Origin of the sequence: Saccharothrix sp. S26, from assembly GCF_021390395.1 — a bacterium.
GTDB lineage: Bacteria > Actinomycetota > Actinomycetes > Mycobacteriales > Pseudonocardiaceae > Actinosynnema.
The window spans coordinates 433,042-457,195 of sequence record NZ_JAJUWT010000001.1; the positions used below are offsets into that span (position 1 = coordinate 433,042).

17 protein-coding genes and 1 pseudogene are annotated in these 24,154 nt (G+C 72.3%); 13 read left to right on the forward strand and 5 right to left on the reverse strand.

Annotated features, from left to right (window positions below):
* Positions 1–358: 358 nt before the first annotated feature.
* On the reverse strand, positions 359–1,411 hold the full coding sequence (locus LZG04_RS02010; RefSeq protein WP_233812517.1) for a CdaR family transcriptional regulator: 1,053 nt from the start codon (positions 1,409–1,411) through the stop codon (positions 359–361).
* Positions 1,412–1,565: 154 nt separating this feature from the next.
* Between LZG04_RS02010 and LZG04_RS02015 the strand changes: the two genes are divergently transcribed.
* Together LZG04_RS02015 and LZG04_RS02020 are read left to right on the forward strand one after the other, a co-directional pair.
* Positions 1,566–2,495, forward strand: a complete 930-nt coding sequence (locus tag LZG04_RS02015; RefSeq protein WP_233812518.1) for an alpha/beta hydrolase — start codon at positions 1,566–1,568, stop codon at positions 2,493–2,495.
* Between the two features lie 50 nt (positions 2,496–2,545).
* A pseudogene (locus LZG04_RS02020) lies at positions 2,546–3,310 on the forward strand (alkaline phosphatase); the annotation flags it as partial.
* A gap of 305 nt (positions 3,311–3,615) precedes the next feature.
* On the opposite strand, the gene LZG04_RS02025 reads toward LZG04_RS02020, so the two are convergent.
* The gene (locus tag LZG04_RS02025) at positions 3,616–4,014 is read right to left on the reverse strand and encodes a hypothetical protein (protein ID WP_233812519.1); all 399 of its coding nucleotides are present in this window, start codon (positions 4,012–4,014) and stop codon (positions 3,616–3,618) included.
* Positions 4,015–4,276: 262 nt separating this feature from the next.
* Here LZG04_RS02025 and LZG04_RS02030 point away from each other — a divergent pair, with 262 nt between their 5' ends.
* Complete coding sequence (locus tag LZG04_RS02030; RefSeq protein ID WP_374202778.1) at positions 4,277–4,714, forward strand: alkaline phosphatase D family protein; 438 nt, start codon at positions 4,277–4,279, stop codon at positions 4,712–4,714.
* Positions 4,715–4,841: 127 nt separating this feature from the next.
* Positions 4,842–10,361 (forward strand): pullulanase-type alpha-1,6-glucosidase, encoded by a 5,520-nt coding sequence (gene pulA, locus LZG04_RS02035; protein WP_233812520.1) that lies wholly within the window; start codon positions 4,842–4,844, stop codon positions 10,359–10,361.
* On the opposite strand, the gene LZG04_RS02040 is transcribed toward pulA, so the two are convergent.
* Positions 10,358–10,990, reverse strand: a complete 633-nt coding sequence (locus tag LZG04_RS02040) for a hypothetical protein (protein WP_233812521.1) — start codon at positions 10,988–10,990, stop codon at positions 10,358–10,360. The genes pulA and LZG04_RS02040 overlap by 4 nt on opposite strands.
* Positions 10,991–11,062: 72 nt before the next feature.
* Between LZG04_RS02040 and ndk the strand changes: the two genes are divergently transcribed.
* Together ndk and LZG04_RS02050 are read left to right on the forward strand one after the other, a co-directional pair.
* Positions 11,063–11,473, forward strand: a complete 411-nt coding sequence (gene ndk, locus LZG04_RS02045) for a nucleoside-diphosphate kinase (protein ID WP_233812522.1) — start codon at positions 11,063–11,065, stop codon at positions 11,471–11,473.
* A 58-nt stretch (positions 11,474–11,531) separates the two neighbouring features.
* Positions 11,532–12,005, forward strand: coding sequence for a hypothetical protein (locus LZG04_RS02050; RefSeq protein WP_233812523.1), 474 nt, complete (start codon positions 11,532–11,534; stop codon positions 12,003–12,005).
* 4 nt (positions 12,006–12,009) lie between these two features.
* Here LZG04_RS02050 and LZG04_RS02055 read toward each other — a convergent pair whose 3' ends face one another.
* Positions 12,010–12,603 carry a GNAT family N-acetyltransferase gene (locus LZG04_RS02055; RefSeq protein WP_233812524.1) on the reverse strand — a complete coding sequence of 198 codons (594 nt, stop codon included), beginning with the start codon at positions 12,601–12,603 and terminating at the stop codon, positions 12,010–12,012.
* 26 nt (positions 12,604–12,629) lie between these two features.
* Between LZG04_RS02055 and LZG04_RS02060 the strand changes: the two genes are divergently transcribed.
* Genes LZG04_RS02060 through LZG04_RS02080 form a run of 5 tightly spaced genes read left to right on the forward strand, consistent with a single transcriptional unit; the run spans position 12,630 to position 17,680 of the window.
* On the forward strand, positions 12,630–13,580 hold the full coding sequence (locus LZG04_RS02060) for an ABC transporter ATP-binding protein (protein WP_233812525.1): 951 nt from the start codon (positions 12,630–12,632) through the stop codon (positions 13,578–13,580).
* A gap of 1 nt (position 13,581) precedes the next feature.
* Positions 13,582–14,370 carry an ABC transporter permease gene (locus LZG04_RS02065; protein WP_233812526.1) on the forward strand — a complete coding sequence of 263 codons (789 nt, stop codon included), beginning with the start codon at positions 13,582–13,584 and terminating at the stop codon, positions 14,368–14,370.
* Complete coding sequence (locus LZG04_RS02070) at positions 14,367–15,230, forward strand: ABC transporter permease (RefSeq protein WP_233812527.1); 864 nt, start codon at positions 14,367–14,369, stop codon at positions 15,228–15,230. The genes LZG04_RS02065 and LZG04_RS02070 overlap by 4 nt, the downstream gene beginning before the upstream one ends.
* A 42-nt stretch (positions 15,231–15,272) precedes the next feature.
* Complete coding sequence (locus LZG04_RS02075) at positions 15,273–15,683, forward strand: DoxX family protein (RefSeq protein WP_233812528.1); 411 nt, start codon at positions 15,273–15,275, stop codon at positions 15,681–15,683.
* A 32-nt stretch (positions 15,684–15,715) separates the two neighbouring features.
* A complete protein-coding gene (locus LZG04_RS02080; protein WP_233812529.1) occupies positions 15,716–17,680 on the forward strand; it encodes a TIGR03960 family B12-binding radical SAM protein in 1,965 nt (654 codons plus the stop codon).
* 632 nt (positions 17,681–18,312) lie between these two features.
* Here LZG04_RS02080 and LZG04_RS02085 read toward each other — a convergent pair.
* Positions 18,313–19,794: a S8 family serine peptidase gene (locus LZG04_RS02085; protein WP_233812530.1), complete on the reverse strand. Its 1,482-nt coding sequence runs from the start codon at positions 19,792–19,794 to the stop codon at positions 18,313–18,315.
* A gap of 259 nt (positions 19,795–20,053) precedes the next feature.
* On the opposite strand from LZG04_RS02085, the gene LZG04_RS02090 reads away from it, so the two are divergent.
* Both LZG04_RS02090 and LZG04_RS02095 read left to right on the forward strand, forming a co-directional pair.
* Positions 20,054–20,797, forward strand: a complete 744-nt coding sequence (locus tag LZG04_RS02090) for a TIGR03936 family radical SAM-associated protein (RefSeq protein WP_233812531.1) — start codon at positions 20,054–20,056, stop codon at positions 20,795–20,797.
* Positions 20,798–20,988: 191 nt separating this feature from the next.
* Positions 20,989–24,051: a translation initiation factor IF-2 N-terminal domain-containing protein gene (locus tag LZG04_RS02095; RefSeq protein ID WP_233812532.1), complete on the forward strand. Its 3,063-nt coding sequence runs from the start codon at positions 20,989–20,991 to the stop codon at positions 24,049–24,051.
* Positions 24,052–24,154: the final 103 nt, after the last annotated feature.

Consider the following 24,154-nt stretch of genomic DNA (forward strand, 5'->3'; position numbering starts at 1 on the left):
GCGCTGGACCGGTGGACCGACCGCGCGAGCCCGGGGCCCCGGCCGGTGGACCGATCCCGACCCGCCACCCGCGGGCCGCGGCCCCGGTGCACGCGGTGCTGGCGTTGCAGTCCGCCGCCGGCAACGCGGCCGTGCGGCGGCTGGTGGCGCAGCGCTACCTGGACGACCCGGCGTACGAGCACGACGACCCGCCGAACTTCTTCGACCACCGCCGGACGCTGGACGAGACGCACCGGACGAGCGACGGCGACATGTACCTCGACCACCGGGTCGGGAACGCGGCCCAGGCGTCCCTCGTTCGGCGCGGGCACGGAGGGCTTGCTGCTCAAGGCGCTCGGCCTGTGGTGATCGCGGCTGGTCAGCCGGCCAACCGGCGGGCCAGCAGGGCGACCATGGTGCGGAAGCGGCCGTGCGGGGTGTCCAACGACCAGCCGAGCACGTCTTCGGCCCGGGCCAGGCGGGAGGCCACCGAGCTGTGGTGCAGGTGCAGTGACTCGGCCGCCTTGCGCAGCGAGCCGCTGACGCAGAACGCCTCCAGCGCGGCCACGTCCAGCCGTCCGCTCGGCGTCGCGGCCAGCGCGGTCAACGCGGCCACGTCGGCGTCCCGCCGCAGCATCTCGACCGGCACCTCCGCCAGCAACGCCGTCGCGCCCAGGTCCGTGAAGTCCACCACGGGGTGCTCGGCCGACGTGAACCGCAACGCCTGCTGTGCCTGCTTCCACGACGTGTGCGCCCGCAACCCGTCCACGGTCCCGCCCAGCCCGAGCCGCACCTCGCCCCTGGGCAACGCCCACTCGCGCGCGTCGGGCGGTTGCAGCACCAGCGCCGCGTGCCGCCCCACGATCCCCACGCGCACCGGCGCGTGCCGGCCCGCCCGCGCCACCAGCCGCACCGCCTCCGCGCCCGGGTCCTGACCCGGACCGCACCGCACCGCCGCGATCCGCAGCGGCCGGTCGTGGGCCAGTCCCAGCAGCTTCACCGCCCGTGCGCGGTCCTCCGGCGCCTCCCGTTCCGACAGCACCAGCTCCACCAGCGCCGGGTCGGCCAGGTGCGGCGTGTGGCGGGGCGGTTCCAGCACCCGCAGGGTGATCGCGCAGCGCTCCAGCACCAGGTCGTCCAACGGGCGCGGGCCGTCCGGGCGTTCCAGCCACACGCGGCCGGACGTGCCGACCGCCGCCTGCGCCGTCACCGCGACCGGCCTCGAGGCGGGCTTGCCGTCGGGACCAAGGCGCACCGGCGGCCTGCCGTCCAGCTCCACGCCGACCACGCCGTCGGCCAACCCGGCCGTCGCGCGCACCACCTCGACCACCGTCGCACGGCTCTCCACCAACGTGTCGAAGTACGCGATCACCCGGATCGCGGTCTCGGCGTCGGCGTCGAGGGCGGAGAGTTTGCGCAACAGTCCCCTCATCGTCCCCACCCTAGCCACGGCGGATGTGGCCGGGGACCGGCGCGAACGTCGGGTTCCGGGCGGCGGATCACCGACACGTGGCGGAGGTGCCCGCCCGCGCCCGCCGACCACACTCGCCGAAGACGCCCACCCCGTGACCGCAGGAGACGAACCCATGGCCTACGCGATCGACCCGGAACTCGCGGCCGCCGTGCACATGCTGCCGGAAGTGGACCTGACCGACCTGTCCGCCGTCCGCGCGCTCATGGCCGACCACGTCCGCGAGGCCGAGGTGGACGAGACCGGCGTGACGGTGACCGAGCGGGCGACCACCCGGGCCGACGGCACCGACCTGACGCTGCGCGTCTACCGGCCCGACGACGCCGCGCCCGCCGCGATCCTGGCCGTCCACGGCGGCGGGTTCGTCATCGGCAGCATCGACGCCGACCACGGCCGCAACGTGCGGCTCGCCCGGCAGACCGGCGCGGTCGTCGTGGCCGTCGGCTACCGGCTCGCGCCCGAGACGCCGTTCCCCGGCGGCCTGGAGGACTGCTACGCGGGCCTGGAGTGGCTGGCGGCGAACGCGGTCGAGCTCGGCGTCGACCCCGACCGCATCGCGGTCAACGGGCACAGCGCGGGCGGCGGCCTGTGCGCGGCGCTGGCGCTGCTGGCCCGCGACCGGGGCGGACCGCGCATCCGCTTCCAGTTCCTCGGCGTGCCCGAGGTGGACGACCGGTTGGAGACCCGCAGCGCGCGCCATTTCGTCGACACCCCGGTCTGGGACCGGCGGCGTGCCGAGATCAGCTGGGACTGCTACCTGGGTCCGGGTCGGCGTGGCGGTCCGGACGTCTCGCCCTACGCCGCACCCGCCCGCGCCGAGGACCTCACCGGTCTGCCGCCGGCCTACGTGTCGGCGATGGAGTTCGACCCGCTGCGCGACGAGGCCGTCGCCTACGCGGTGCGGCTGATGGACGCGGGGGTGCCGGTCGAGCTGCACGTGTTCAGCGGCACGTTCCACGGCTCGGTGCTGGTCGAGCACGCCCAGCAGGCGCAGCGGGAGCTGGAGGAGGAGGTCGTGGTGCTCCGCCGTGCGCTGGGCCTGTGAGCGACGGGTGGCGTTCACCCGGACTTGCAAACCCGCGCACGAGCGAAGGTGTGGTGAACCGGCGGACGCTGCTGCGCGCTGGTGCGATCGGTGCGGCCGTGGCGGTCGTGCCCGGCGGCGTGGCGTTGGCCCGCGGCGACCGGCCCGTGCCGACGCACGGCGTGCAGTCCGGTGACGTGACGTTCGACGGCGGTCTGGTGTGGACGCGGGCCGACCGGCCGGCGCGGATGCTGGTGCGGGTGTCGGCGGACCCGTCGTTCCGGCACGCGCGGACCGTGCGCGGTCCGCTGCCGACGCCGGAGACCGGCGGCACGGGCCGGGTGCGGCTGCGCGGCCTGCCGAACGCGCGGGAGGTGCACTACCGCGTCGTCGCCGAGGACCTCGACGGCCGCACCCGCAGCGAGGCCGTGACGGGCAGCTTCCGCACCGCGCCGCTGGGCCGTGACGAGGTGCGGTTCGAGTGGTCCGGTGACACGGCGGGCCAGGGCTGGGGCGGCAATCCCGACCTGGGCGGCATGCCGACCTTCGGCGCGATGGCCGCCCGCCGCCCCGACTTCCTCATCAACAGCGGCGACACGGTGTACGCGGACGGCCCGTCGCAGGAGGAGGTGACGCTGCCCGACGGGTGGGTGTGGCGCAACCTCGTCATCCCGGAGAAGCTGAAGGTCGCCGAGACGCTGGACGAGTACCGCGGCCAGTTCGCCTACAACCTGCTCGACCCGCAGTACCGGTCGTTCGCCTCGCGGGTGCCGATGATCGTGCAGTGGGACGACCACGAGGTGACCGGCAACTGGTACCCGGGCGAGATCGTGGACTACTGCTTACCTGGGGCACAGCAACACGCAGTCGATCACCACCTCTCTGATCAAGCCGCGCCGACCCGGTCAGCTCTGGTGGACCAGCCGATCAGGCGCGGCCTTCGTGTCGAGCCAGGCCCTGGCCAACTTGCCCGCCGCCGCGCGGAACACGCCATCGCGGTTGCCGTCGTCGGGCGTGATGGTCTCCGACCGCTTGTCCAGCACGAGGTACCGGTCCGAGCCGCCGTCGGTGTGGAACCGGTAGCGCGCCTCGGTCTCGGTCTCGTTCTCCTTGTGCAAGTACACGAGCATCGCCATCGCGATCACCTCCAGGGTTCGCTGTAGTCCTCGTTGGACGCGGGCGGGATCTGGGTCTCCCACCGCGATACGTCATTGGCCGCCGCGCGGGCTTCCCGGTACGAGGCATTCGGGTTCTGCCGCCAGTATCGTGCCGCGGCGAGTTCGTGTTCGAGCAGGGCGATGTCCAATGGCTGCGCCCGGCTTGATCGCAGCCTCAGCCACGCCTTCGCCATGTCGGGGTCGGGATCGAAGCGGGCCATGACCGTGCCGCCTCCGACCCGTACTCGGATCCGCCCCACCTGGTCACGCAACGCCTGCAAGCGGTCTGCCCGGCTGCGCATCCCCTCGACCCAGTCATCGATGCTGCGTTCGGCCTGCGCCGGGTCTCCGCTCAGCGATCCGTCCCAACGTGGCTCCGCCATGCGTCGGCTATAGCCGGACACCGTCGGGGAGATCACGCGATCGGGAGATTTCCACCGGATGAGCGTCTCGGCAGCGAGCGCGATTGCCTGGAGACCACAGAACGTCTGTATGCCCTGAACCGACGCTGACGCTGCCGCAGTACACCGAGAAGCGGGTGGCCGTGCTGGCCGCGCGGGCGTTCCACGAGTGGCAGCCGATCGACCCCCGGCAGGCGGTGGACGGCCGGGGGTACCGCAAGTTCCGCCGCGCGACGGCCGGGGCGTGGTGCTGGGTGCGGCGCAGGCCCGGTGGCTGGTTGACTCGCTGGACCGCAGCCGGGCCACGTGGAAGGTCATCGCGGCCGACCTGCCGATCGGCCTGACCGTGCCGGACGGTGCGGACGTCGAGAGCGTCGCCAACGGCCTGCCGGGTGCGCAACACCGTGTGGCCGACCGCGGACGTGCACTACACGGCGGCGCACCACTACTCGCCGGAACGGGCGTCGTTCCAGGACTTCGACCCGTTCTCGCGCTGGGCCCGACGTTCGGCCCGGAAGCGGTGTCCGTCAACGCGCCGCCGGCGGCCAACACCAGCCCGTTGGACGGCTTCCAGCACTTCGGGGAGGTCCCCGTGACGCGCGACGGCGAGCTGACCGTGTGGCTGCGCGGCATCAAGGGCCGGTCCCTGTGGAGCAAGACCCTCCAGCCCGATCGCCGGTGACGTAAGGGTCTGCAAGGACTTGCAGCCGTCTGGACCTTGTCCCGGTGGAGATCGTCGTGGTTTCGTGCACCTCGCCCCGGCTCGACGTCGGGGCGGGTTTGCAAGATCTTGCGACAAGGAGGTCGCGATGCGTCGGGCCGTCGCCGCGCTCATCGCCCTGGCCGTTGTGCCGTTCGTGCCACCACCCACCGGCGCCGCGCCCGAAGTCCAGCGGCTCGCCGTCGGCGCCGTCACCGACGTCGCGCCCGGCGTGCGGGACGGTGACCGGTCGTTGGCCAAGGACGCGTTGCGGTCCGACCTGACCGGCGAGCGGTTCTACTTCGTGATGCCCGACCGGTTCGCCAACGGCGACCCGCGCAACGACCGCGGCGGCACGGCCGAGACCGACCGGCTCAAGAGCGGCTACGACCCCGCCGACAAGGGCTTCTACCACGGCGGCGACCTCAAGGGCCTGCGCGACAAGATCGACTACCTGGACGGGATGGGCGTCACCGCGATCTGGATGACGCCCATGTTCCGCAACCGGTGGGTGCAGGGCTCCGGCGACGACGTCTCGGCCGGCTACCACGGCTACTGGACCACCGACTTCACCCAGCTCGACCCGCACTTCGGCACGACCAACGACATGCGGCGGCTCATCCAGGACGCGCACCGCCGCGGCATCAAGGTCTTCTTCGACATCGTCGCCAACCACACGGCCGACCTGATCGACTACGCCGAGGGCGAGCACGACTACGTCAGCACCGGCGCGCAGCCCTACCTGGACGAGCAGGGCAAGCCGGTCGACATCTCCGAGATCGCGGGCCAGGAGCCGTTCCCGAAGCTCACCGCGCCGTACACACCCGTGGTCAAGGGCGAGAAGACCCCCGCCTGGCTCAACGACCCGCAGCTCTACCACAACCGCGGCGACTCGACGTTCAGCGGCGAGTCCAACTCCTACGGCGACTTCTTCGGCTTGGACGACCTGATGACCGAGCACCCGACGGTCGTCAAGGGCATGAAGCGCATCTTCACCAGCTGGATCGACACGCTGGGCATCGACGGCTACCGGGTCGACACGGTCAAGCACGTCAACATGGAGTTCTGGCAGGCGCTCGCGCCGCACGTGAAGCAGTACGCGGCGATGCGCGGCAAGAAGGACTTCTTCGTCTTCGGCGAGGTGTTCGACGCCGACCCGGCGTTCACCTCCCGCTACACCACCACCGGTCGGATGCAGGCCGTGCTGGACTTCCCGTTCCAGAGCGGCGCGGCCCGGTTCCTGTCCGGTCAGGGCGCGGCCCGGCTCGGCGAGGTGCTGGTGGAGGACGACCGCTACACCGACGCCGACTCCAACGCGTCCTCGCTGCCGACGTTCCTGGGCAACCACGACATGGGCCGCATCGCGTGGATGGTCCGGCAGGGCAGGCCGGGCATCTCCGAGGCCGAGCTGCTGGACCGGCTGGAGCTGGGCAACGCGCTGATGTACCTGTGGCGCGGCAACCCGGTCGTCTACTACGGCGACGAGCAGGGTTTCGCGGGCACCGGCGGCGACAAGCCGGCCCGGCAGGACATGTTCGCCTCCAAGACCCCCGAGTACGCGGCCGAGGACCTGGTGGGCAGCGACCGCACCGGCGCGGTGGACAACTTCCGCACCGACCACCCGCTGTACCGGCAGCTCAGGGACCTGGCGAGGTTCGTGGACGCCGACCCGGTGTGGCGTGACGGCAACCAGCAGCTCCGGCTCGCGCAGGGGGACGTGATCGCGTTCAGCCGCACGGGCCGCGCCCAGCAGGTCGAGCACGTCGTGGTGGCCAACGCGGGCACCGCGCCCGCGACCGTCGAAGTCCCGGTGTCGGGCCAGGGCTACCGCCCGATCCGGCCCGCCGCCGGTGCGCAGGTCAACGCCGTCGGCGGCAAGGTCACCGTCACCGTGCCCGCGCTGTCCGCCCTGGTGCTCCGCTCGACCGGCCGGATCCCGTCCGCCTCGCCCACGCCGACGTTGGCCGTGCCGCCGACCGGGACCGTGCTGGACGACCGGGTCGAGCTGCGCGCAGACGGCGTCACCTCGCCGTACGCGCAGGCCACGTTCGCCGCACGGGTCGAGGGCGAGCGCGACTGGCAGGTGCTGGGCACCGACGACGCCGCGCCGTACCGGGTGTTCGCCGACCTGGCCTCCCTGCCGGGCGCGGCCGTGGGCCGCAACGTCGAGGTGCGCGTCGTCGCCAAGGACGCGCGCGGCACGTTGGGCGCGGACGGCGCGAAGCTCGGCCTGGTGGCCGCGCCACCGGTCGAGCCGCCGACCGCCGTCACGTCCGACTGGCTGGTGGTGCACTACAACCGCCCGGCGGGCGACTACGACGGCTGGGGCCTGCACGCGTGGGGTGACGTCGAGAACGCGCCCACGTGGGACGCGCCGCTGCCGTTCGCGGGTGAGACGCCGTACGGCCGGTTCGCCTGGGTGAAGCTCAAGCCGGGCGCGAGATCGGTCGGCCTCATCGCCCACCGCGGCGACGAGAAGGACACCGACGGCGACCGGTTCGTCGACCCGAGCGCCACCCCGCAGGTGTGGCTGAGGCAGGGCCAGACCGCCGTGCACGCCAGCGAGGTCGCCGCGACCGGCCAAGCCGTGGTGACGCACCTCGGGGACACCGCGGGGCTCGTGGTGCGCGCGGGCGGCGTCGACCACCCGTTCAGCGGTGCGGTGGCGACCATCCCGGCGACCGCGCCCGTCGAGTTCTCCGTGGTGCGCAACGGCACGGTCGAAGCGACCGGTCGCACCGCCGGCCGTGCGTGGGTCCAGGGCGACAAGGTCCACCCGAGCCTGGCCGCCGCGCAGAACCGCGCGGTGATCCACTACCACCGGCCCGACGGCGACTACACCGACTGGACGCTCTACCACTGGACCGGGTCGCTGGAACCGAGCCCGGGCTGGAACCAGTCCCGCGTGCCCGACGGCGGTGACGGGTTCGGCGTGTACTGGTCCGTGCCGCTGGAGCCGGGCGCGGCCGGGTTGAGCAACATCATCCACCGCGGTGACGCCAAGGATCCGGGACCGGACCAGTTCCTCGACGTCACGGGCACCGGGCACGAGGTCTGGTACGTCTCCGGCTCCACCAAGCCGGACGGCTCGATCTCCTTCGTGCTGCCGCCGTCGGGCGGGCAGGGCGTGGACGACGACCTGACCAAGGCCAAGGCGATCTGGGTGTCGAAGGACCTGGTCGTGTGGGACGTGCCGGTGGTGCCGTCCGACGGTTACCGGCTGGAGTACGACGGCAAGGTGCTGCGGCTGGTGCCGTCGTCGGAGGCGGTGCCCGCGAAGTTCCCGCACCTGCGGGGCAAGCCGGTGTTCCGGGTGCGTGACGGCGAACGGCTGGACGAGGCGTTGCGCGGCAAGCTGTCCGCCGTGCACGTGGACTCCGGCGGTGGCCTGCGGCACCGCACCGGCGTGCAGGTCGCGGGCGTGCTGGACGACCGGTTCGCGGCCGCCGCGTCCGCGCTGACCTACGGGCCGACGTTCGACGGTGACCGCGTGACCGCGCGGTTGTGGGCACCCACGGCGTCGTCGGTGCGGCTCCAGGTGTTCGACCAGCCCGGCGGCACGGCGTCGACCGTGGCCATGGCGCGGGACGACGCGTCCGGCTCGTGGTCGGCGTCCGGCTCGTGGCGGGACAAGTTCTACCTGTTCGAGGTGACCGTCGCCGGGCGCACGGTGACCGTGACGGACCCGTACTCGGTGGCGTTGGCGGTGAACTCGACGCACTCGCAGTTCGCCGACCTCGGTGACGCCCGCACCATGCCCGCCGGCTGGGCCGGGCACGTCGCCCGCGGCCTGGGCGCCGACCCGACCGAGCACGGCATCACCGAGCTGCACGTGCGGGACTTCTCCATCGGCGACACCACCGTCCCGGAGTCCGACCGCGGCACGTACCGCGCGTTCACCCACTCGTCGTCGGTGGGCATGACCCACCTGCGCGAGCTGGCGGCGGCGGGTCTGGACACCGTGCACCTGCTGCCCACGTTCGACATCGCCACCATCCCGGAGAAGCGCTCCGACCAGCGGCAGCCGGCGTGCGACCTGGCGTCGCTGCCCGCCGACTCCCCGGCGCAGCAGTCCTGCGTCGCCGAAGCGGCCGCGCACGACGGCTTCAACTGGGGCTACGACCCGTACCACTACGACGTGCCCGAGGGCTCCTACGCCACCGACGACGCGCAGACCGGGTGGGCCCGGTCCAAGCAGTACCGCGAGATGGTGAAGTCGTTGCACGACAACGGCAACCGCGTGGTCGTGGACGTGGTCTACAACCACACCGCGGCCTCCGGCGACGCGCCGACGTCCGTGCTGGACAAGGTCGTGCCCGGCTACTACCAGCGGCTGAACCTCGACGGCACGGTCGCCAACTCCACGTGCTGCGCCAACACCGCCACCGAGAACGCCATGATGGGCAAGCTCGTCGTCGACTCCGTCGTGCGCTGGGCCCGGCTGTACAAGGTGGACGGCTTCCGGTTCGACCTGATGGGCCACCACCCGAAGGCGAACATCCTGGCCGTGCGGGCGGCGCTGGACGCGCTGACCGTCGAGCGCGACGGCGTGGACGGGCGCAACATCCGCGTCTACGGCGAGGGCTGGGACTTCGGCGAGGTCGCCGGCAACGCCCGGTTCGAGCAGGCCACGCAGGCGAACCTGGCCGGGACGGGCATCGGCACGTTCAGCGACCGGCTGCGTGACGCGGTGCGGGGCGGTGGTCCGTTCGACGCCGACCCGCGCGTGCAGGGCCTGGCGTCCGGGCTGGCGGGCGACCCGAACGGCTCACCGGCCAACGGCGACGTGGCCGCGCGGCTGGCCAACTACGCCGACCTGGTGAAGCTGGGCATGGCGGGCAACATGGCGTCCTACCGGTTCCGGTCCACCGGCGGCGGCGAGGTCTCGGGGCGTGACGTGACGTACAACGGCTCGCCCGCCGGGTACACGGGCGCGCCGGCCGACGTGATCACGTACGTCGACGCGCACGACAACGAGACGTTGTTCGACTCGCAGGCGTTCAAGCTGCCCGTCGGCACGTCCATGGCGGACCGGGTGCGGATGCAGAAGGTCGCCCTGGCCCCGGTGCTGCTGGGCCAGGGCCAACCGTTCCTGCACGCGGGCGCGGAGTTCCTGAGGTCGAAGTCCTTGGACCGCAACAGCTACGACTCCGGCGACTGGTTCAACCGCTACGACCCGTCGTTGCGGGACAACGGCTTCGGCCGCGGCCTGCCGCCGGCGGCGGACAACGAGGACAAGTGGCCCTACGCCGCTGCCTTGTTGGCCAGCGGTTCGTTGAAGCCGTCGTCGGCGGACATGCGCACGGCCGTCGACAACACCCTCGAACTGCTCCGCATCCGTGCCTCCTCGCCGCTGTTCACGCTCAACGACGCGGCACTCGTGCAGCAGAAGCTGTCGTTCCCAGCCACCGAACCGGGCGTGGTCGCCGCCCTGCTGGACGACACCGCGGGCCCGGACACCGATCCGACCCTGAACGGCCTGCTGGTGATCATCAACCCGTACCCGACGGCGAAATCGGTCACCGTCCCCGGCACCTGGCAGAACCACACCCTGACCGCGGACAAGGCCACCATCGCCAACGGCTCGATCACCACACCGGCCCGCTCGGTGGTGGTCCTGACCCGCTAGTGGTCGGCCAGCTCGACGCGTGACCGGACGTCCTCGGCGCGCAGGATGCGGAACCCCCGCTCCTGCGCGCCGAGCACTTTCAGGAACCCGGGGCTGGTCTCCATCACGTAGGCCTCGACCGCGTCGTCCCCGACCTCGATCCGCTCCAACGGCACCCACGGCGTGCCCACGACCGCCGCCACCACCAACGCCACCGCGCCCACCACGTACCCGAACCGGCGCAGCACGAAGTCCATCTGAGCGTGCAACCGCCGCATCCGCTCCACGAACACCAACAGCACCGTGAGCACCAGCGCGCCGACCGGCACCCACCACCGGTGGTACGAGAGCACGTGCGCCACCAGGAACGCCAGCAACACCGCCACCGCCAGCGGCGCCGCCCGCGACCGCCTCCCGACCGCGTAGAACACGGTCAACGGCACCATCACGACCAACAGCACACTGCTGATCCACGCGTCCGCCATGAACGTCCCCAGGAACAGTCCCGGCGCGTCCTCCAAGTCCAACGTGTGCAGCAGCGCGAACGCCGTGTGCCAGTCATAGTGCGACACGGCGAGCAGCCGCAGCAGGACGAACAGCACCGCGGCGCCGGTGAGGGTGCTCCCCAGGTGGGGTTTCTCGGTGGCCACGGCCGGCACTATCGCAGCTCCGGCTACCCTTTACCGAGTTGCACAATCCCGTACGAAGGAGTACTGACCGCCGTGAGCGAGCGCACCCTGGTCCTGGTCAAGCCCGACGGCGTCAGCCGCGGCCTGGTCGGCGAGGTCATCTCCCGCATCGAGCGCAAGGGCCTGCACCTGGCCGCGCTGGAACTGCGCACCGTGGACCGCGCGACCGCCGAGCAGCACTACGCCGAGCACGACGGCAAGCCGTTCTTCGCCGACCTGGTCGAGTTCATCACCGGCGGCCCGCTGGTCGCGATGGTGGTCGAGGGCACGCGGGCGATCTCGGCGTTCCGCCAGTTGGCCGGCGGCACCGACCCGGTCGAGAAGGCCACGCCCGGCACGATCCGCGGCGACTTCGGCCTGGAGGTCCAGTTCAACCTGGTCCACGGCTCGGACTCGCCGGAGTCGGCCGAGCGCGAGATCAAGCTCTGGTTCCCGAACCTCTGACGAGGCGTGAACCGCCGCGGCCCGGGCCTCACGAGGTCCGGGCCGTAGTCTTCGGGCGGTGACCTACACGATCCTGTTCCAACGGGTCCGCCCGGGCCGGACGTTCCTGGAGACGTTGGACGAGCTCAACGCCGCCTACGACGCGGACGCCGAGCCGACGCCCATGAACCTCACGGCCGACCACCGCGCGGCCTGGGACCGGATCACGCGGCGGGTGTCGGAGGACGCCGACCGCGTCGAGCTCGAAGAGTTCCGCTACAGCCTGAACCTCTGCTGGTACGGACCCGCCGGCAGCCTGATGCTCGACTACGACGGCGAGTCGGCCTCCATCGACATCACCTACCGCTACCCGGGACCGGCGGCGCTGCCGATCATGACGCGGGCCTACCGGGTCGCCCGGGTGGTCGAGCACGAGAGCGGCTTGGAGGGCTACGACGCCGTGGTGGGCCAGTCCGTGGCGACCGGTGACGTCGGCAAGGCCGCGGCAGCTCTCGGCGGCACGTCGGGCTGGGCCCAGACCACCCTGACCTGACGTCCTAGCTCCGGCTGAGAGAAGGGCGCGCGGGCGACGAGCCCAGACCTCCCGGCGCGGAGCCGTGCAGCACGACGCCCTCGCGGTGGCCCAACGGCAGGTACATGCGCACGTCGTCGAACCGGAAGTCGCCCACCGCGATCACGTTCGGCAGGCGGCCCCACTCGCGGAAGCCCAGGCTCTCGTACAGCTGGATCGCGCCGTGGTTGTTGCCGCGCACGCCGAGCGTCAGCATCTCCAACCCGGCCGCGCGGGCGTGCTCGATCACCGCGCCCACCAGCCGCGCGCCCAGCCCCAGGCCGCGGGCGGCCGGGTGCGCGGTCACCCGCCGCACCTCGGCCATGTGCTCGAAGACCTCGCTCTCGGACCGCTTCCACGTCGCCGTGCCGCGCAGCACGCCGTCCACGCGCGCCACGACGAGCGCACCGTCACGGGGCGACGCGAGCACGCCGTCCAGCCACGCGTCGGTCTCGGCGCGCCCCGGCGGGGCCTTCCAGCCGATCGCGCCGCCGGCGGCCACCACGGCGTGCAGCACCTCGTGCACCTCGGCCCGGAGGCGTTCGTCGGCCTCGGTGGGCCAGCTCAGGTCGATCTCCACCGCGCCACCCTAAAACGGTTCCGAGAATGTCGGACCTCGCCGCTAACGTGACGAACGTGACCTCCACCCTCGTCCACGCCAGGGGCCTGACCAAGCGCTTCGGCTCCTTCGAAGCCGTCCGGGGCATCGACGTGGAGGTGAGCAAGGGCGAGGCGTTCGGCTTCCTGGGCCCCAACGGCGCGGGCAAGTCCTCGACCATGCGGATGGTGTCGTGCGTGTCCCCGCGCACGGGCGGCGAGCTGCGCGTGCTGGGCCTGGACCCGGACACCGACGGCCCGCGGATCCGCTCCCGCATCGGCGTGGTGCCGCAGCAGGACAACCTCGACACCGAGCTGACCGTCCGGCAGAACCTCCAGGTCTACGGCCGCTACTTCGGCCTGTCCCGGTCGGCGGTGCGGGAGAAGGCCGTCGAGCTGATGGAGTTCGCCCAGCTCAGCGACCGCGCCGACGCCGAGGTGGAGCCCCTGTCGGGCGGCATGAAGCGGCGGCTCACCATCGCCCGCTCCCTGGTCAACGACCCCGACCTGCTGCTGCTCGACGAACCGACCACGGGACTGGATCCGCAGGCCCGCCACCTGCTGTGGGACCGGTTGTTCCGGCTCAAGCAGTCCGGCGTCACGCTGATCATCACCACGCACTACATGGACGAGGCCGAGCAGTTGTGCGACCGGCTGGTGGTGATGGACGGCGGCCGGATCGCGGCCGAGGGCTCGCCGTCGGAGCTGATCCGCCGCTACTCGACGAGGGAGGTGCTGGAGCTGCGGTTCCCACCGGGTGAGCAGAGCGGCGACCAGGTGCGCGACCTGGCCGAACGGGTCGAGGTGCTGCCCGACCGGGTGCTGCTCTACACCCCCGACGGCGAGGCGGCGCTGGCGGCGGCGCACGCGCGGGGCGTGCGGCCGGTGTCCAGCCTGGTGCGCCGCAGCACGTTGGAGGACGTGTTCCTGCGCCTGACCGGCCGGACGTTGGTGGACTGAGGTGGACGCGCACGTCCTGGGCCCGTGGCGGGCCGCGCTGATCGCCGTGGAGCACCAGTGGACCTGGTACCGCCGCAACTGGCGGGCCACGGTGATCTCGAACTTCCTGCAACCCGTGCTGTTCCTGCTGGCCATGGGCGTCGGGTTCGGCTCGCAGGTGCGCGAGGGCGCGGCCACCGGCGGCCACCCGTACCTGGTGTACCTGGCACCGGCGCTGCTGGTCATCACCGCCGTGCAGAACGCCGTCTTCGAGTCGACGTGGGCGGTGTTCTCGTCGTTCAAGTGGCAGCGCACGTACCTGGCGATGGTGTCCACCCCGGTCACGCCGGCGCAGGTGCTGCACGGCCAGTTGCTGTGGATCGCGTTGCGCCTGGCGTCGGGCACCGCGGTGTTCCTCGCCATCGCCGCGGCCCTGGGGGCGATCACCAGCCCGTCGGCGGTGCTGGCCGTGCCGTTCGCCACGCTGGCGGGCATGGCGTTCAGCGCGCCCGTGGTCGCCTTCGCCGCCACCAGGGAGAAGCCGGACTCGTTCAACGCGGTCTTCCGCTTCCTGGTGATGCCGATGACCCTGTTCACCGGCGGGTTCTTCCCGTTGAGCCAACTGCCCGGCTGGGTGCACCCGCTGGCCTGGCTCACCCCGGTCTGGCACGGCATCGAGCTGGCCCGCGGCGCGACGTTCGGCACCCTGCGCCTGCTGCCCGCCCTGGGCCACGTCGCCTACCTGTCCGCCCTGGTCGCGCTCGGCGTGGTCCTGGGCCGCCGCTACTTCCGCCGGAGGCTGGCCGTATGACCAACGAGACCTCCACCGCCGACGTGGCCGCGCCGAGCAGGCCGTTCGCCTCGCGCACCGGCGCGGGCCTGCTGCTGCGGCTGGTCCCGCCGGGCCTGTACGCGGGCCGCGCGCACGTCCTGGTCGAACGGTCGTACCTGGTCAGCACCCGGGCCTGGATGTCGGTGCTCTCCGGCTTCTTCGAGCCGCTGTTCTTCCTGTTCTCGCTCGGCTACGGCCTGGGGCAGCTCGTCACCACCGTCGAGGGCCCCGCCGGTCCCATGTCGTACGCCGCGTTCGTCGCGCCCGCGCTGCTGGCCGCCTCGGCGATGAACGGCGCGGTGTTCGAGGCGACGTTCAACTTGTTCTTCAAGTTCAAGTACGCCAAGACCTACGACGCCGTGCTGGCCACCCCGCTCGGCCCGGTCGACATCGCCGTGGGGGAGGCCACGTGGTGCCTGATCCGCGGCGGCCTTTACTCGGCGGGCTTCATCGTGGTCATGCTCGGGTTCGGGCTGGTCGGCTCGCCGTGGGCGCTGCTCGCCCTGCCCGCCTGCCTGCTGGTCGCGCTGGCGTTCGCGGCGGTGGGCATGGCCGCGGCCACGTTCATGCGCTCGTGGCACGACTTCGACCTGGTGCAACTGGCCGTGATGCCGCTGTTCCTGTTCTCGACCACGTTCTACCCGCTGTCGGTCTACCCGGGCTGGTTGCAGGCCGTGGTGCAGTGGACGCCGCTGTACCACGCGATCGAGCTGATGAGGGCGCTGACCACGGGGTACGTCGGCTGGGGCGCGTTGGCGCACGTCGCGTACTTCGCCGTGATGGCGGTCGTCGGGGTGGTGGTCGCCGCGCGCAGGCTCGGCAAGTTGCTGCTGACCTGACCTGGTCCAACACTGGACGGACCCCGAGCACCGGAGGTCGTCATGGACGTCATCGCACTCATCGGCCGCATCCTGTTCGTGCTCCTGTTCTTCGGCTCGGCGATGGGGCACCTCACGCAGACGGCGGCGATGGCCGGTTACGCGGCGTCCAAGGGCGTCCCGTCGGCCAAGGCCGCCACGTTCGGCAGCGGTGTGCTGATGGCCATCGGCGGGTTGATGCTGCTCCTGGGTGTGTGGGCGGATCTCGGCGCGCTGCTGCTGGTGCTGTTCCTGCTGCCCACGGCGTTCCTCATGCACAACTTCTGGAAGGAGACCGACCCGCAGGCCAGGCAGATGGAGATGATCCAGTTCAACAAGGACTTGGCCCTGGCGGGCGGCGCGTTGATGTTCTTCGGCCTGTACGCGGGCCCCGGCTCCGAACTGGGCCTCACCATCACCGGACCGCTGTTCTGATGCCCGTAGGCACTCCCGTTACCCTGGTCGACGTGAGTGTCGAGTCGGTTTTCCCCGCCCTGGAACCCCTGCTGCCGAGGGTGTCCAAGCCGGTGCAGTACGTCGGCGGGGAACTCAACGCCACCGTCAAGGACTGGGACGCCGCCGCGGTGCGGTGGGCGCTGATGTACCCGGACGCCTACGAGGTCGGGCTGCCCAACCAGGGCGTCATGATCCTCTACGAGGTCCTCAACGAGCAGCCGGACGTGCTGGCCGAGCGGACCTACGCGGTGTGGCCCGACCTCGAGCGGCTGATGCGCGAGCACGGCGTGCCGCAGTTCACCGTGGACTCGCACCGGCCGGTCGGCGCGTTCGACCTGCTCGGCGTGAGCTTCGCGACCGAGCTGGGCTACACGAACCTGCTCAACGCGCTCGACCTGGCCGGCATCCCGATCCACGCCGCCGACCGCACCGATGACCACCCGATCGTGGTGGCGGGCGGGCACGCGGCGTTCAACCCGGAGCCGATCTCGCCGTTCGTGGACGCGGCCGTCCTCGGTGACGGCGAGGAAGCCGTCCTGGAGATCACCGACCTCGTCCGCGCGTGGAAGGCCGAGGGCCGCCCCGGCGGGCGTGACGAGATCCTGACCAGGCTCGCCGAGACCGGCGGCGTGTACGTGCCCCGGTTCTACGACGTGGAGTACCTGCCCGACGGCCGCATCCAGCGCGTGGTGCCCAACCGCGAGCGGGTGCCGTACCGGGTGTTCAAGCGGACCACGATGGACCTCGACGCGTGGCCGTACCCGAAGCAGCCGCTGGTGCCGCTCGCGGAGAGCGTGCACGAGCGGATGAGCGTGGAGATCTTCCGCGGCTGCACGCGCGGCTGCCGGTTCTGCCAGGCGGGCATGATCACCCGCCCGGTGCGCGAGCGGTCCATCGAGGGCATCGGCGCGATGGTGCAGCGCGGCCTGGAGGCGACCGGGTTCGAGGAGGTCGGCCTGCTGTCGCTGTCCAGCGCGGACCACTCGGAGATCGCCGAGATCACCAAGGGCCTCGCCGACCGCTACGAGGGCACGAACACCAGCCTGTCGCTGCCGTCGACCCGGGTGGACGCGTTCAACATCGACCTGGCCAACGAGCTGTCCCGCAACGGCCGCCGCTCGGGCCTCACGTTCGCCCCGGAGGGCGGCAGCGAACGCCTCCGCCGCGTGATCAACAAGATGGTGTCGGAGGACGACCTCATCCGCACGGTCAGCGCGGCGTTCAGCGCGGGCTGGCGGCAGGTGAAGCTGTACTTCATGTGCGGCCTGCCCACCGAGACCGACGACGACGTGCTGCAGATCGCCGAGATGGCCAAGAACGTCATCCGCGCGGGCCGCGAGGTCTCCGGCCGCAAGGACATCCGCTGCACGATCTCCATCGGCGGGTTCGTGCCCAAGCCGCACACCCCGTTCCAGTGGGCCGCGCAGTGCGACCCGGACACGGTGGACGACCGGTTGAAGAAGCTGCGTGACGCGGTGAACTCCGACCGCGCGCTGGGCCGCAACATCGGCATGCGCTACCACGACGGCAAGCCGTCCCTGATCGAAGGGCTGCTCTCGCGCGGCGACCGGCGCATCGGCAGGGTCATCGAGCGGGTGTGGCGCGAGGGCGGCCGGTTCGACGGCTGGTCCGAGCACTTCTCCTACGACCGCTGGGTCCGGGCGGCCGAGGCGGAGCTGACCCCGTTGGGCGTGGACCTGGCCTGGTTCACCACGCGGGAGCGCGAGGAGCTGGAAGTCCTGCCCTGGGACCACCTGGACTCGGGCTTGGACAAGGAGTGGCTCTGGGCGGACTGGCAGGACGCGCTGGACGAGCGCGAGCAGGACGACTGCCGCTGGACGCCGTGCTTCGACTGCGGCGTGTGCCCGGCCATGGGCACCGACATCGAGGTCGGGCCGACCGGTCGGACGCTGCTGCCGATCTCCCCGGTCGGCAAGGGCTCGCCGGTGCGCAACCCGACGTTGACCAAGGGCTGACGGCTCAGGGACGGGCCTCGGCGACGTCGACCAGAGCGCGCGCATCGGGCAGACGCGAGCGGCCGCACGTGTCCGCGGTGCAGGTGGAGCATCAGTCCTCGGTCGGGCGACGCTCGGAGTCCAGCCACTCGGCGTCGTTCCACGTCACCGGTGTGGCGCCGACGGGCGCGAACCGGATGTCCGGATCGTCGCTCTGCACCAGGCACAGGAGGCGGCGGCCGAAGAGGGCGGCGCTGCGGGAGTGGTCGGCCAGGGTGTCGAGCGTGATCTGAGCCGGACGTGTTCGGTGCCCAGCCGTAGTCCTGGTTCACCACGTCCCGCACGCAGTCGTTGAAGGAGTCGAAGCTGGAGCCGTGGTAGTCGGGAACCCGAGTGCGACGGCCATGTCGCGGTGGAGGTCGCGTTCAGAACAACGTCACCGGCGAGTTGATCAACAAAGGGGACGCGAGGTCGTCACCGAGGTCCGACTCGGGGTCGAAAGCCGCCATGGTGGCGAGGTTGGTCAAGCCGGCCCACCACGGCTCGTGTTTTCCGGGTCGCGCAGCCAGACGTTGATGGCGGTGTGGACGCGGGACCCTCTTCACCGGCGCTGACGGCGCACTGGCGGCCTCCCCGCGTGGCAGGCCGCCGACCTAGTCCCGCACCGCGGCCAGCGCGTCGACCAGGCCGTGGCCGTAGAAGCCGTTGTACTCCGAGTGGCCCGTGCAGAACGCGTCCTGCACGCCCGTGCCGTTGAGGTCGTAGTCCGCCGGGCACGGCAGCCGCTCCGCCCGCGCGTTGAGCATCTTCGACAGGTCCAGCGCGGACGCGCCGGGGTGCGCGGACGCCAGCAGCGCCGCCACCCCGCTGACGTGCGGCGCGGCCATCGACGTGCCGCACGAGTAGTCGTACCCGGCCGCCGGCACGGTCGACAGCACGCAGCCACCCTGCCCGTCGTCGGGCGACTGCCTGCGGTCGCCGCCCGGCGCGGTCACGTCCACCGCGCCCAGCCCGTAGGAGCTGTACCCGGCCTTCACCTTGTCCGCGCCCACCGACGACACGGCCACCACGTTGCGCAGCTGCGCCGGCAGCACCAGGCACGTGTTGTCCACCGGCCGCGGCTTGACGTCCTCCGGCGCGGCGTTGGTCGGGCTCATCGCGTCACGGCCCGGCTTGGTCAGGTCGGCCGCCGCGTTGCCCGTCGCCGCCACCGTCAGCACACCGCGCCCGGACGCGTGCTCGACCGCCCGCCGCACCGCCTCGTAGACCACCGACTGGCCCTGCTCGTCCTGGCAGGTGAACACCCACGGGTCGATGAAGTAGCTGTTGTTGGTGATGGTCATGCCCCGTTCGGCGGCCCACATGAACCCGCACACCGCGTACTCGGGGTAGATGAACCCGGCGTCGTCCACGACCTTCACCGACGCGATCCGCACGCCCGGCGCCACGCCCGTCGTGCCCATGCCGTCGTCGGCCGCCGCGATGGTGCCCGCCACGTGCGTGCCGTGGCCGGACGTCGTCGGCGCCCACGCCGCGGGCGACGGGTCGGCCACCCCGGTCGTGCAGCCGGCGGACAGCGCCGGGTCCAGCGCGCCGACCAGGTCGGGGTGCGTCGGGTCGATGCCCGAGTCGAGCACGCCGACCACCACGTCCCGGCTGCCCTTGCTGATCGCGTGCGCCTCGGCCGCCCGGATCAGGTCCATGTCCCACTGCTCGGCCGTGCGGTCCGCCGTGCCGCCCGCGGCGCGCGCCCCGGTGACCTCGTCGTCCTTCTTCGTCTGCCGGGCCGGCGCGCCGTTGCGCCTGGACAGGCCGTCGGCCTGCGCGCTGTAGGCCCGGTCCGGGCCGATGCGCCGGCCGAACCGGGGGTCCGGCGAGACGGCCACGGCCACGGCGATCTCGGGGTAGTAGTGGGCGGTCGTGCCGCACGCGGCGGCGATCTGCGCGTCGGCCAGCGGCGCGCTGGTGCCCGGGGTGAACACGACCAGGTAGCGCAGCGTGGGGCCGGGTTGGACGCAGTCGACCGCGGTCGCGGGCTGCTCGGGCTCGGCCGCGGCCGAGGTCGCCGAGAAGCACCCGGTCGCGAGCAGGGCCGCGCTGACCGCGACCGCTTGGACGCGGCGGTGCAGAGGCACGGGGGACCTCCAGGGCTGGACCGGTGACGGGGGAGCCGTCGGTCCGACTTCCGGCGAACCGTCGATCGGACTGCTGCTGCCGGACCGTAGCCAGACGGGGCGGAGCAGACAAGCGCAACGGTGCCGAACAGGTCCAAGGTACCGTCCTCGTGGAGTAGGAGCGTGGACCGTTGGGGTGCTCATCCCCGTGGCGGGCCACCCGCACCCAAGGGGAGTAGCACTGAGCCGCCAGCAGCAGCCCAACCCGTCGGCCGCACCCGTGCAGAAGCTGCGACTGCGCTACGCCAAACGCGGTCGGCTGCGGTTCACGTCACACCGTGACATCGCCCGCACCTTCGAGCGCGCGCTGCGTCGTGCGGGCGTACCCATGGCTTATTCCCAGGGCTTCAATCCTCACCCGAAGGTGTCATGGGTGGGCGCGGCGCCCACCGGCGTGGCGAGCGAGGCCGAGTACGTCGAGGTGTCCGTCGTCGACCCGGTCGACCCCGAAGCGCTGCGGACCGCGCTGGACGCCGTGCTGCCGCCCGGCCTCGACGTGCTGGAGGTCGTCCAGTCGGCCGGCGGCGCGCTGCCCGAGCGGATCGAGGCGAGCGCGTGGCGGGTGGAGCTGCCCGGCGTGTCGCCCGAAGAACTGACCGAAGCCGTGGCCGCGCTGATGGCGTCGGAATCCGTGCAGGTCGAGCGGCTGACCAAGGATGGGAAGAAGATCGTGGACGTGCGGCCGGCGATCGTGTCGGCCGAGGTCGGGGCTCCCGCGGACGCGCATTCGAGCGATGCGGGACACGATGCACGAGATTTGTCACAGCCGTGTGGGATACTCATGACGGTCGTACGGCAGACAACACCTACCGTGAGACCCGACGACGTGCTGAGCGCGCTCCGAGTCGTCGCCGACCTGGTTCCGCCGGTCCCCGCGAAGGCGACCCGGATGGCGCAGGGGCGGCTGGACGATGAAGGCGGCCTGGTCGACCCGCTTGCCCTGGACAGGGCGGCGGAGGTCTGACCGGGCGGTGATCGGCGCGGCGCTGACGGCGTCGTCGAAGCAGTTATGGGACCTGCTGTGCCGCGTGCCCCACGGGTGGGCGCCACAGCGCGAGGCAAGGATTCCCGCCGCCAGCCGCGGCGGTGAGTGGACAAGAGAGGCCCCTGCGCGGCCGCGTCGATTCCGACGCGCCCGGGGGCGGAGGAGCTGCATTGTCGAACACGGAAAAGCCTGCCGGCCCCGCCGGCGGGGGTAGCGCCACACCCGGACACCCGGACCTGGCGGATCTGCCCGCCAAGCTGCGGGTGCACGCGCTGGCCAAGCTGCTCGGCGCGAGCAGCAAGGACGTGGTGGCCGCCCTCGCCGACCTGGGCGAGACGGTGAAGGGCGCGCAGTCGAGCGTGAGCCGAGACCTCGCGCTCAAGGTCGCCGAGAGCCTGCTGGGCTGGGACGACATCGTCACCGGCGAGGTGGACGAGCAGACCGAGGAACCGGTGGCGGTGGCCCGCGAGGTCGCGCCGCTGGTGCCGCTGTTCGCGCCGCCGTCCGCGGTGTTCCTGCCGCCGACCCCGGTGGTCAAGGACGTCCCGGTCAGCCGGGACGACGACCTCGACGACAACGAGGACGAGACCGACGAGCACGCAGCCGCCGACGACGCCGGCGACGAGGGCGAAGGCCGCCGCCGCCGCCGTCGTGGTCGGCGTGGCCGCGGTCGCGGCAAGGGCGTCGGCGAGGACAACGGCGAGGACGAGCACGGCGAGGAGGAGGCCGAGGTCGCCGAAGCCGAGTCCGAGGCCGAGGCCGCCGACGAGCCGTCGGCCGACGAGGAGGGCGCGGGCAGCCGCCGCCGTCGGCGTCGCCGCCGGCGCAAGACCGGCGCCGAGGAAGAGGCCGCGCCGAGCGAGGACGACCCGCCGAACACGGTCGTGCACGTCCGCGAGCCCGCCCGCGACGCCCGGGACGACAAGGCCGACTCCGAGGCCGCGCAGAGCGAGGTGCGCAGCGTCCGCGGGTCGACCCGGCTGGAGGCCAAGCGCCAGCGCCGCCGGGACGGCCGCGAGGCCGGTCGCCGCCGTGCCCCCGTGCTGTCGGAGGCCGAGTTCCTGGCCCGCCGCGAGGCCGTGGAGCGCACGATGGTGGTGCGCGAGCGCGGCGACCGCACGCAGATCGGCGTGCTCGAGGACGGCGTCCTGGTCGAGCACTTCGTGACCTCGTCGGGCAGCGGTTCGCTGGTCGGCAACGTCTACCTCGGTCGGGTGCAGAACGTGCTGCCCTCGATGGAGGCGGCGTTCATCGACATCGGTCGCGGCCGCAACGCGGTGCTGTACGCGGGCGAGGTCGACTGGGACGCGGCCGGCCTGGAGGGCAAGGCCCGCAAGATCGAGCAGGCCCTGTCGACCGGCGACAGCGTCCTGGTGCAGGTCACCAAGGACCCGGTCGGCCACAAGGGCGCCCGGTTGACCACCCAGATCAGCCTGCCCGGCCGCTTCCTGGTGTACGTGCCCGGCGGCGGCGCGACCGGCATCAGCCGCAAGCTGCCCGACAACGAGCGCAAGCGCCTCAAGGACATCCTCAAGCGCGTCGTCCCCGAGGACGCGGGCGTCATCATCCGCACCGCCTCGGAGGGCATCGCCGAGGAGGAGCTGGCCCGCGACGTGACCCGCCTGCAAGCGCAGTGGCAGGTCATCAAGGACAAGGCCGACACGCCCAAGGCCCAGGCGCCCCAGCTGCTGTACGAAGAGCCGGACCTGCTGGTGAAGGTCGTGCGCGACCTGTTCACCGAGGACTTCTCGGCGCTCGTCGTCCAGGGCTCGGACGCGTGGGAGACCATCGACGGCTACGTGCGGCACGTCGCGCCGGACCTGCAGGAACGGTTGCGCAAGCACGTGGGCAACAGCGACGCGTTCACCGAGTACCGCATCGACGAGCAGCTGCTCAAGGCGCTGGACCGCAAGGTCTGGCTGCCGTCGGGCGGCTACCTGGTCATCGACCGCACCGAGGCGATGACGGTCATCGACGTCAACACCGGCAAGTTCACCGGATCGGGTGGAAACCTCGAGGAGACGGTGACCCGGAACAACCTGGAGGCGGCCGAGGAGATCGTCCGCCAGCTCAGGTTGCGCGACATCGGCGGCATCATCGTCATCGACTTCATCGACATGGTGCTGGAGTCGAACCGCGACCTGGTGCTGCGCCGGTTGACCGAGTGCCTCGGCCGCGACCGCACCCGCCACCAGGTGGCGGAGGTGACGTCGCTGGGCCTGGTGCAGATGACCCGCAAGCGGGTCGGCACGGGCCTGCTGGAGGCGTTCTCCACCACCTGCGAGCACTGCCGCGGGCGTGGCCTGGTCGTGACGACCGAGCCGATGCACGCGCACGGCAACGGCAACGGCAGCGGCAACGGCGGTGGCCAGCAGCAACAGCAGCAGCAGCAGCAGGGCGGTGGCCGCAAGTCGCGCCGCGCGAAGCACGCGGAGGCCCCCGAGCCGGTGGCCGAGCAGACCGTGGAGCCGACCGAGGAGCCGGAGGCGATCGCCGAGCAGCCGACCTCGGAAGATCCCGTGGCCGCCGTGGTGGAGGAGGAAGCCGCGCCGGAGACCCCGAAGCGCGACCGCCGCCAACGCCGCCGGGCCCGCCGCGAAGCCGGTGCCGTGGTCAAGCACGGCGACGAGCCCGCCCCGGCCCCTGCCGCCTCGACTCCCGTTGCCCCGGCCGAGCCGGTCGCAGCCGAGCCGGTCGCGGACACGGCCGCCGAGCCCGCACCGGTGGCCTCGCCGGCCAGGACGCGTCGGGTCACCCGGGCGGCCGGGACCGCCGAGCCCGCCACGACGAGCCCTGCCGCGGCCGTCGCCGAGCCCGCGCCGGTCGAGACCGGTCGGATCGCTCCGCCGGTCGAGACCGCCGAGCCCGCGCCGGTCAAGACGGGTCGGATCGCCCCGGCGGCCGCGACCGTCGAGCCCGCCGCTGCCCCGGCCGCCGAGCCGGCGCCGTCGACCGCGCCGGTCAAGACCGGCCGGATCACCCCGGTGGCCCGGACCGCCGAGCCCACCACCGAGGCGGAGCCCACGGCCGCGCCGACGGCGCAGCCCGTCCAGCCGGAGCCCCAGCCGCCCGCCCAGGTCGAACCGACCCGGCCGGCGCGGCCCGAGCCCTCGGCCGACCAGCCGCTCAACGGCCAGCCCACCCCGCCGGTGGTGACCACGCGTCGCCGCACGGCCCGCCGCGCCGCCTCCAGGCCCGCCGGCCCGCCCCTGGGCGCGGTCAAGGAGAGCTGACGAGAGCACCGCGCGCCGAACCGCTGCCCGGCCTGGCCGAGCAGCGGTTCGGCGTGTGCGCGCCCGCCTGCGGTGTGGTCCTGACCAGGGCGAACGGGGTTCG

Coding starts and splice junctions, on each gene's coding strand:
- LZG04_RS02010 (WP_233812517.1), bottom strand. CDS start 1,411: ATGAGGGGACTGTTGCGCAAACTCTCCGCCCTCGACGCCGACGCCGAG.
- LZG04_RS02015 (WP_233812518.1), top strand. CDS start 1,566: ATGGCCTACGCGATCGACCCGGAACTCGCGGCCGCCGTGCACATGCTG.
- pulA (WP_233812520.1), top strand. CDS start 4,842: ATGCGTCGGGCCGTCGCCGCGCTCATCGCCCTGGCCGTTGTGCCGTTC.
- LZG04_RS02075 (WP_233812528.1), top strand. CDS start 15,273: ATGGACGTCATCGCACTCATCGGCCGCATCCTGTTCGTGCTCCTGTTC.
- LZG04_RS02060 (WP_233812525.1), top strand. CDS start 12,630: ATGTCGGACCTCGCCGCTAACGTGACGAACGTGACCTCCACCCTCGTC.
- LZG04_RS02025 (WP_233812519.1), bottom strand. CDS start 4,014: ATGGCGGAGCCACGTTGGGACGGATCGCTGAGCGGAGACCCGGCGCAG.
- LZG04_RS02070 (WP_233812527.1), top strand. CDS start 14,367: ATGACCAACGAGACCTCCACCGCCGACGTGGCCGCGCCGAGCAGGCCG.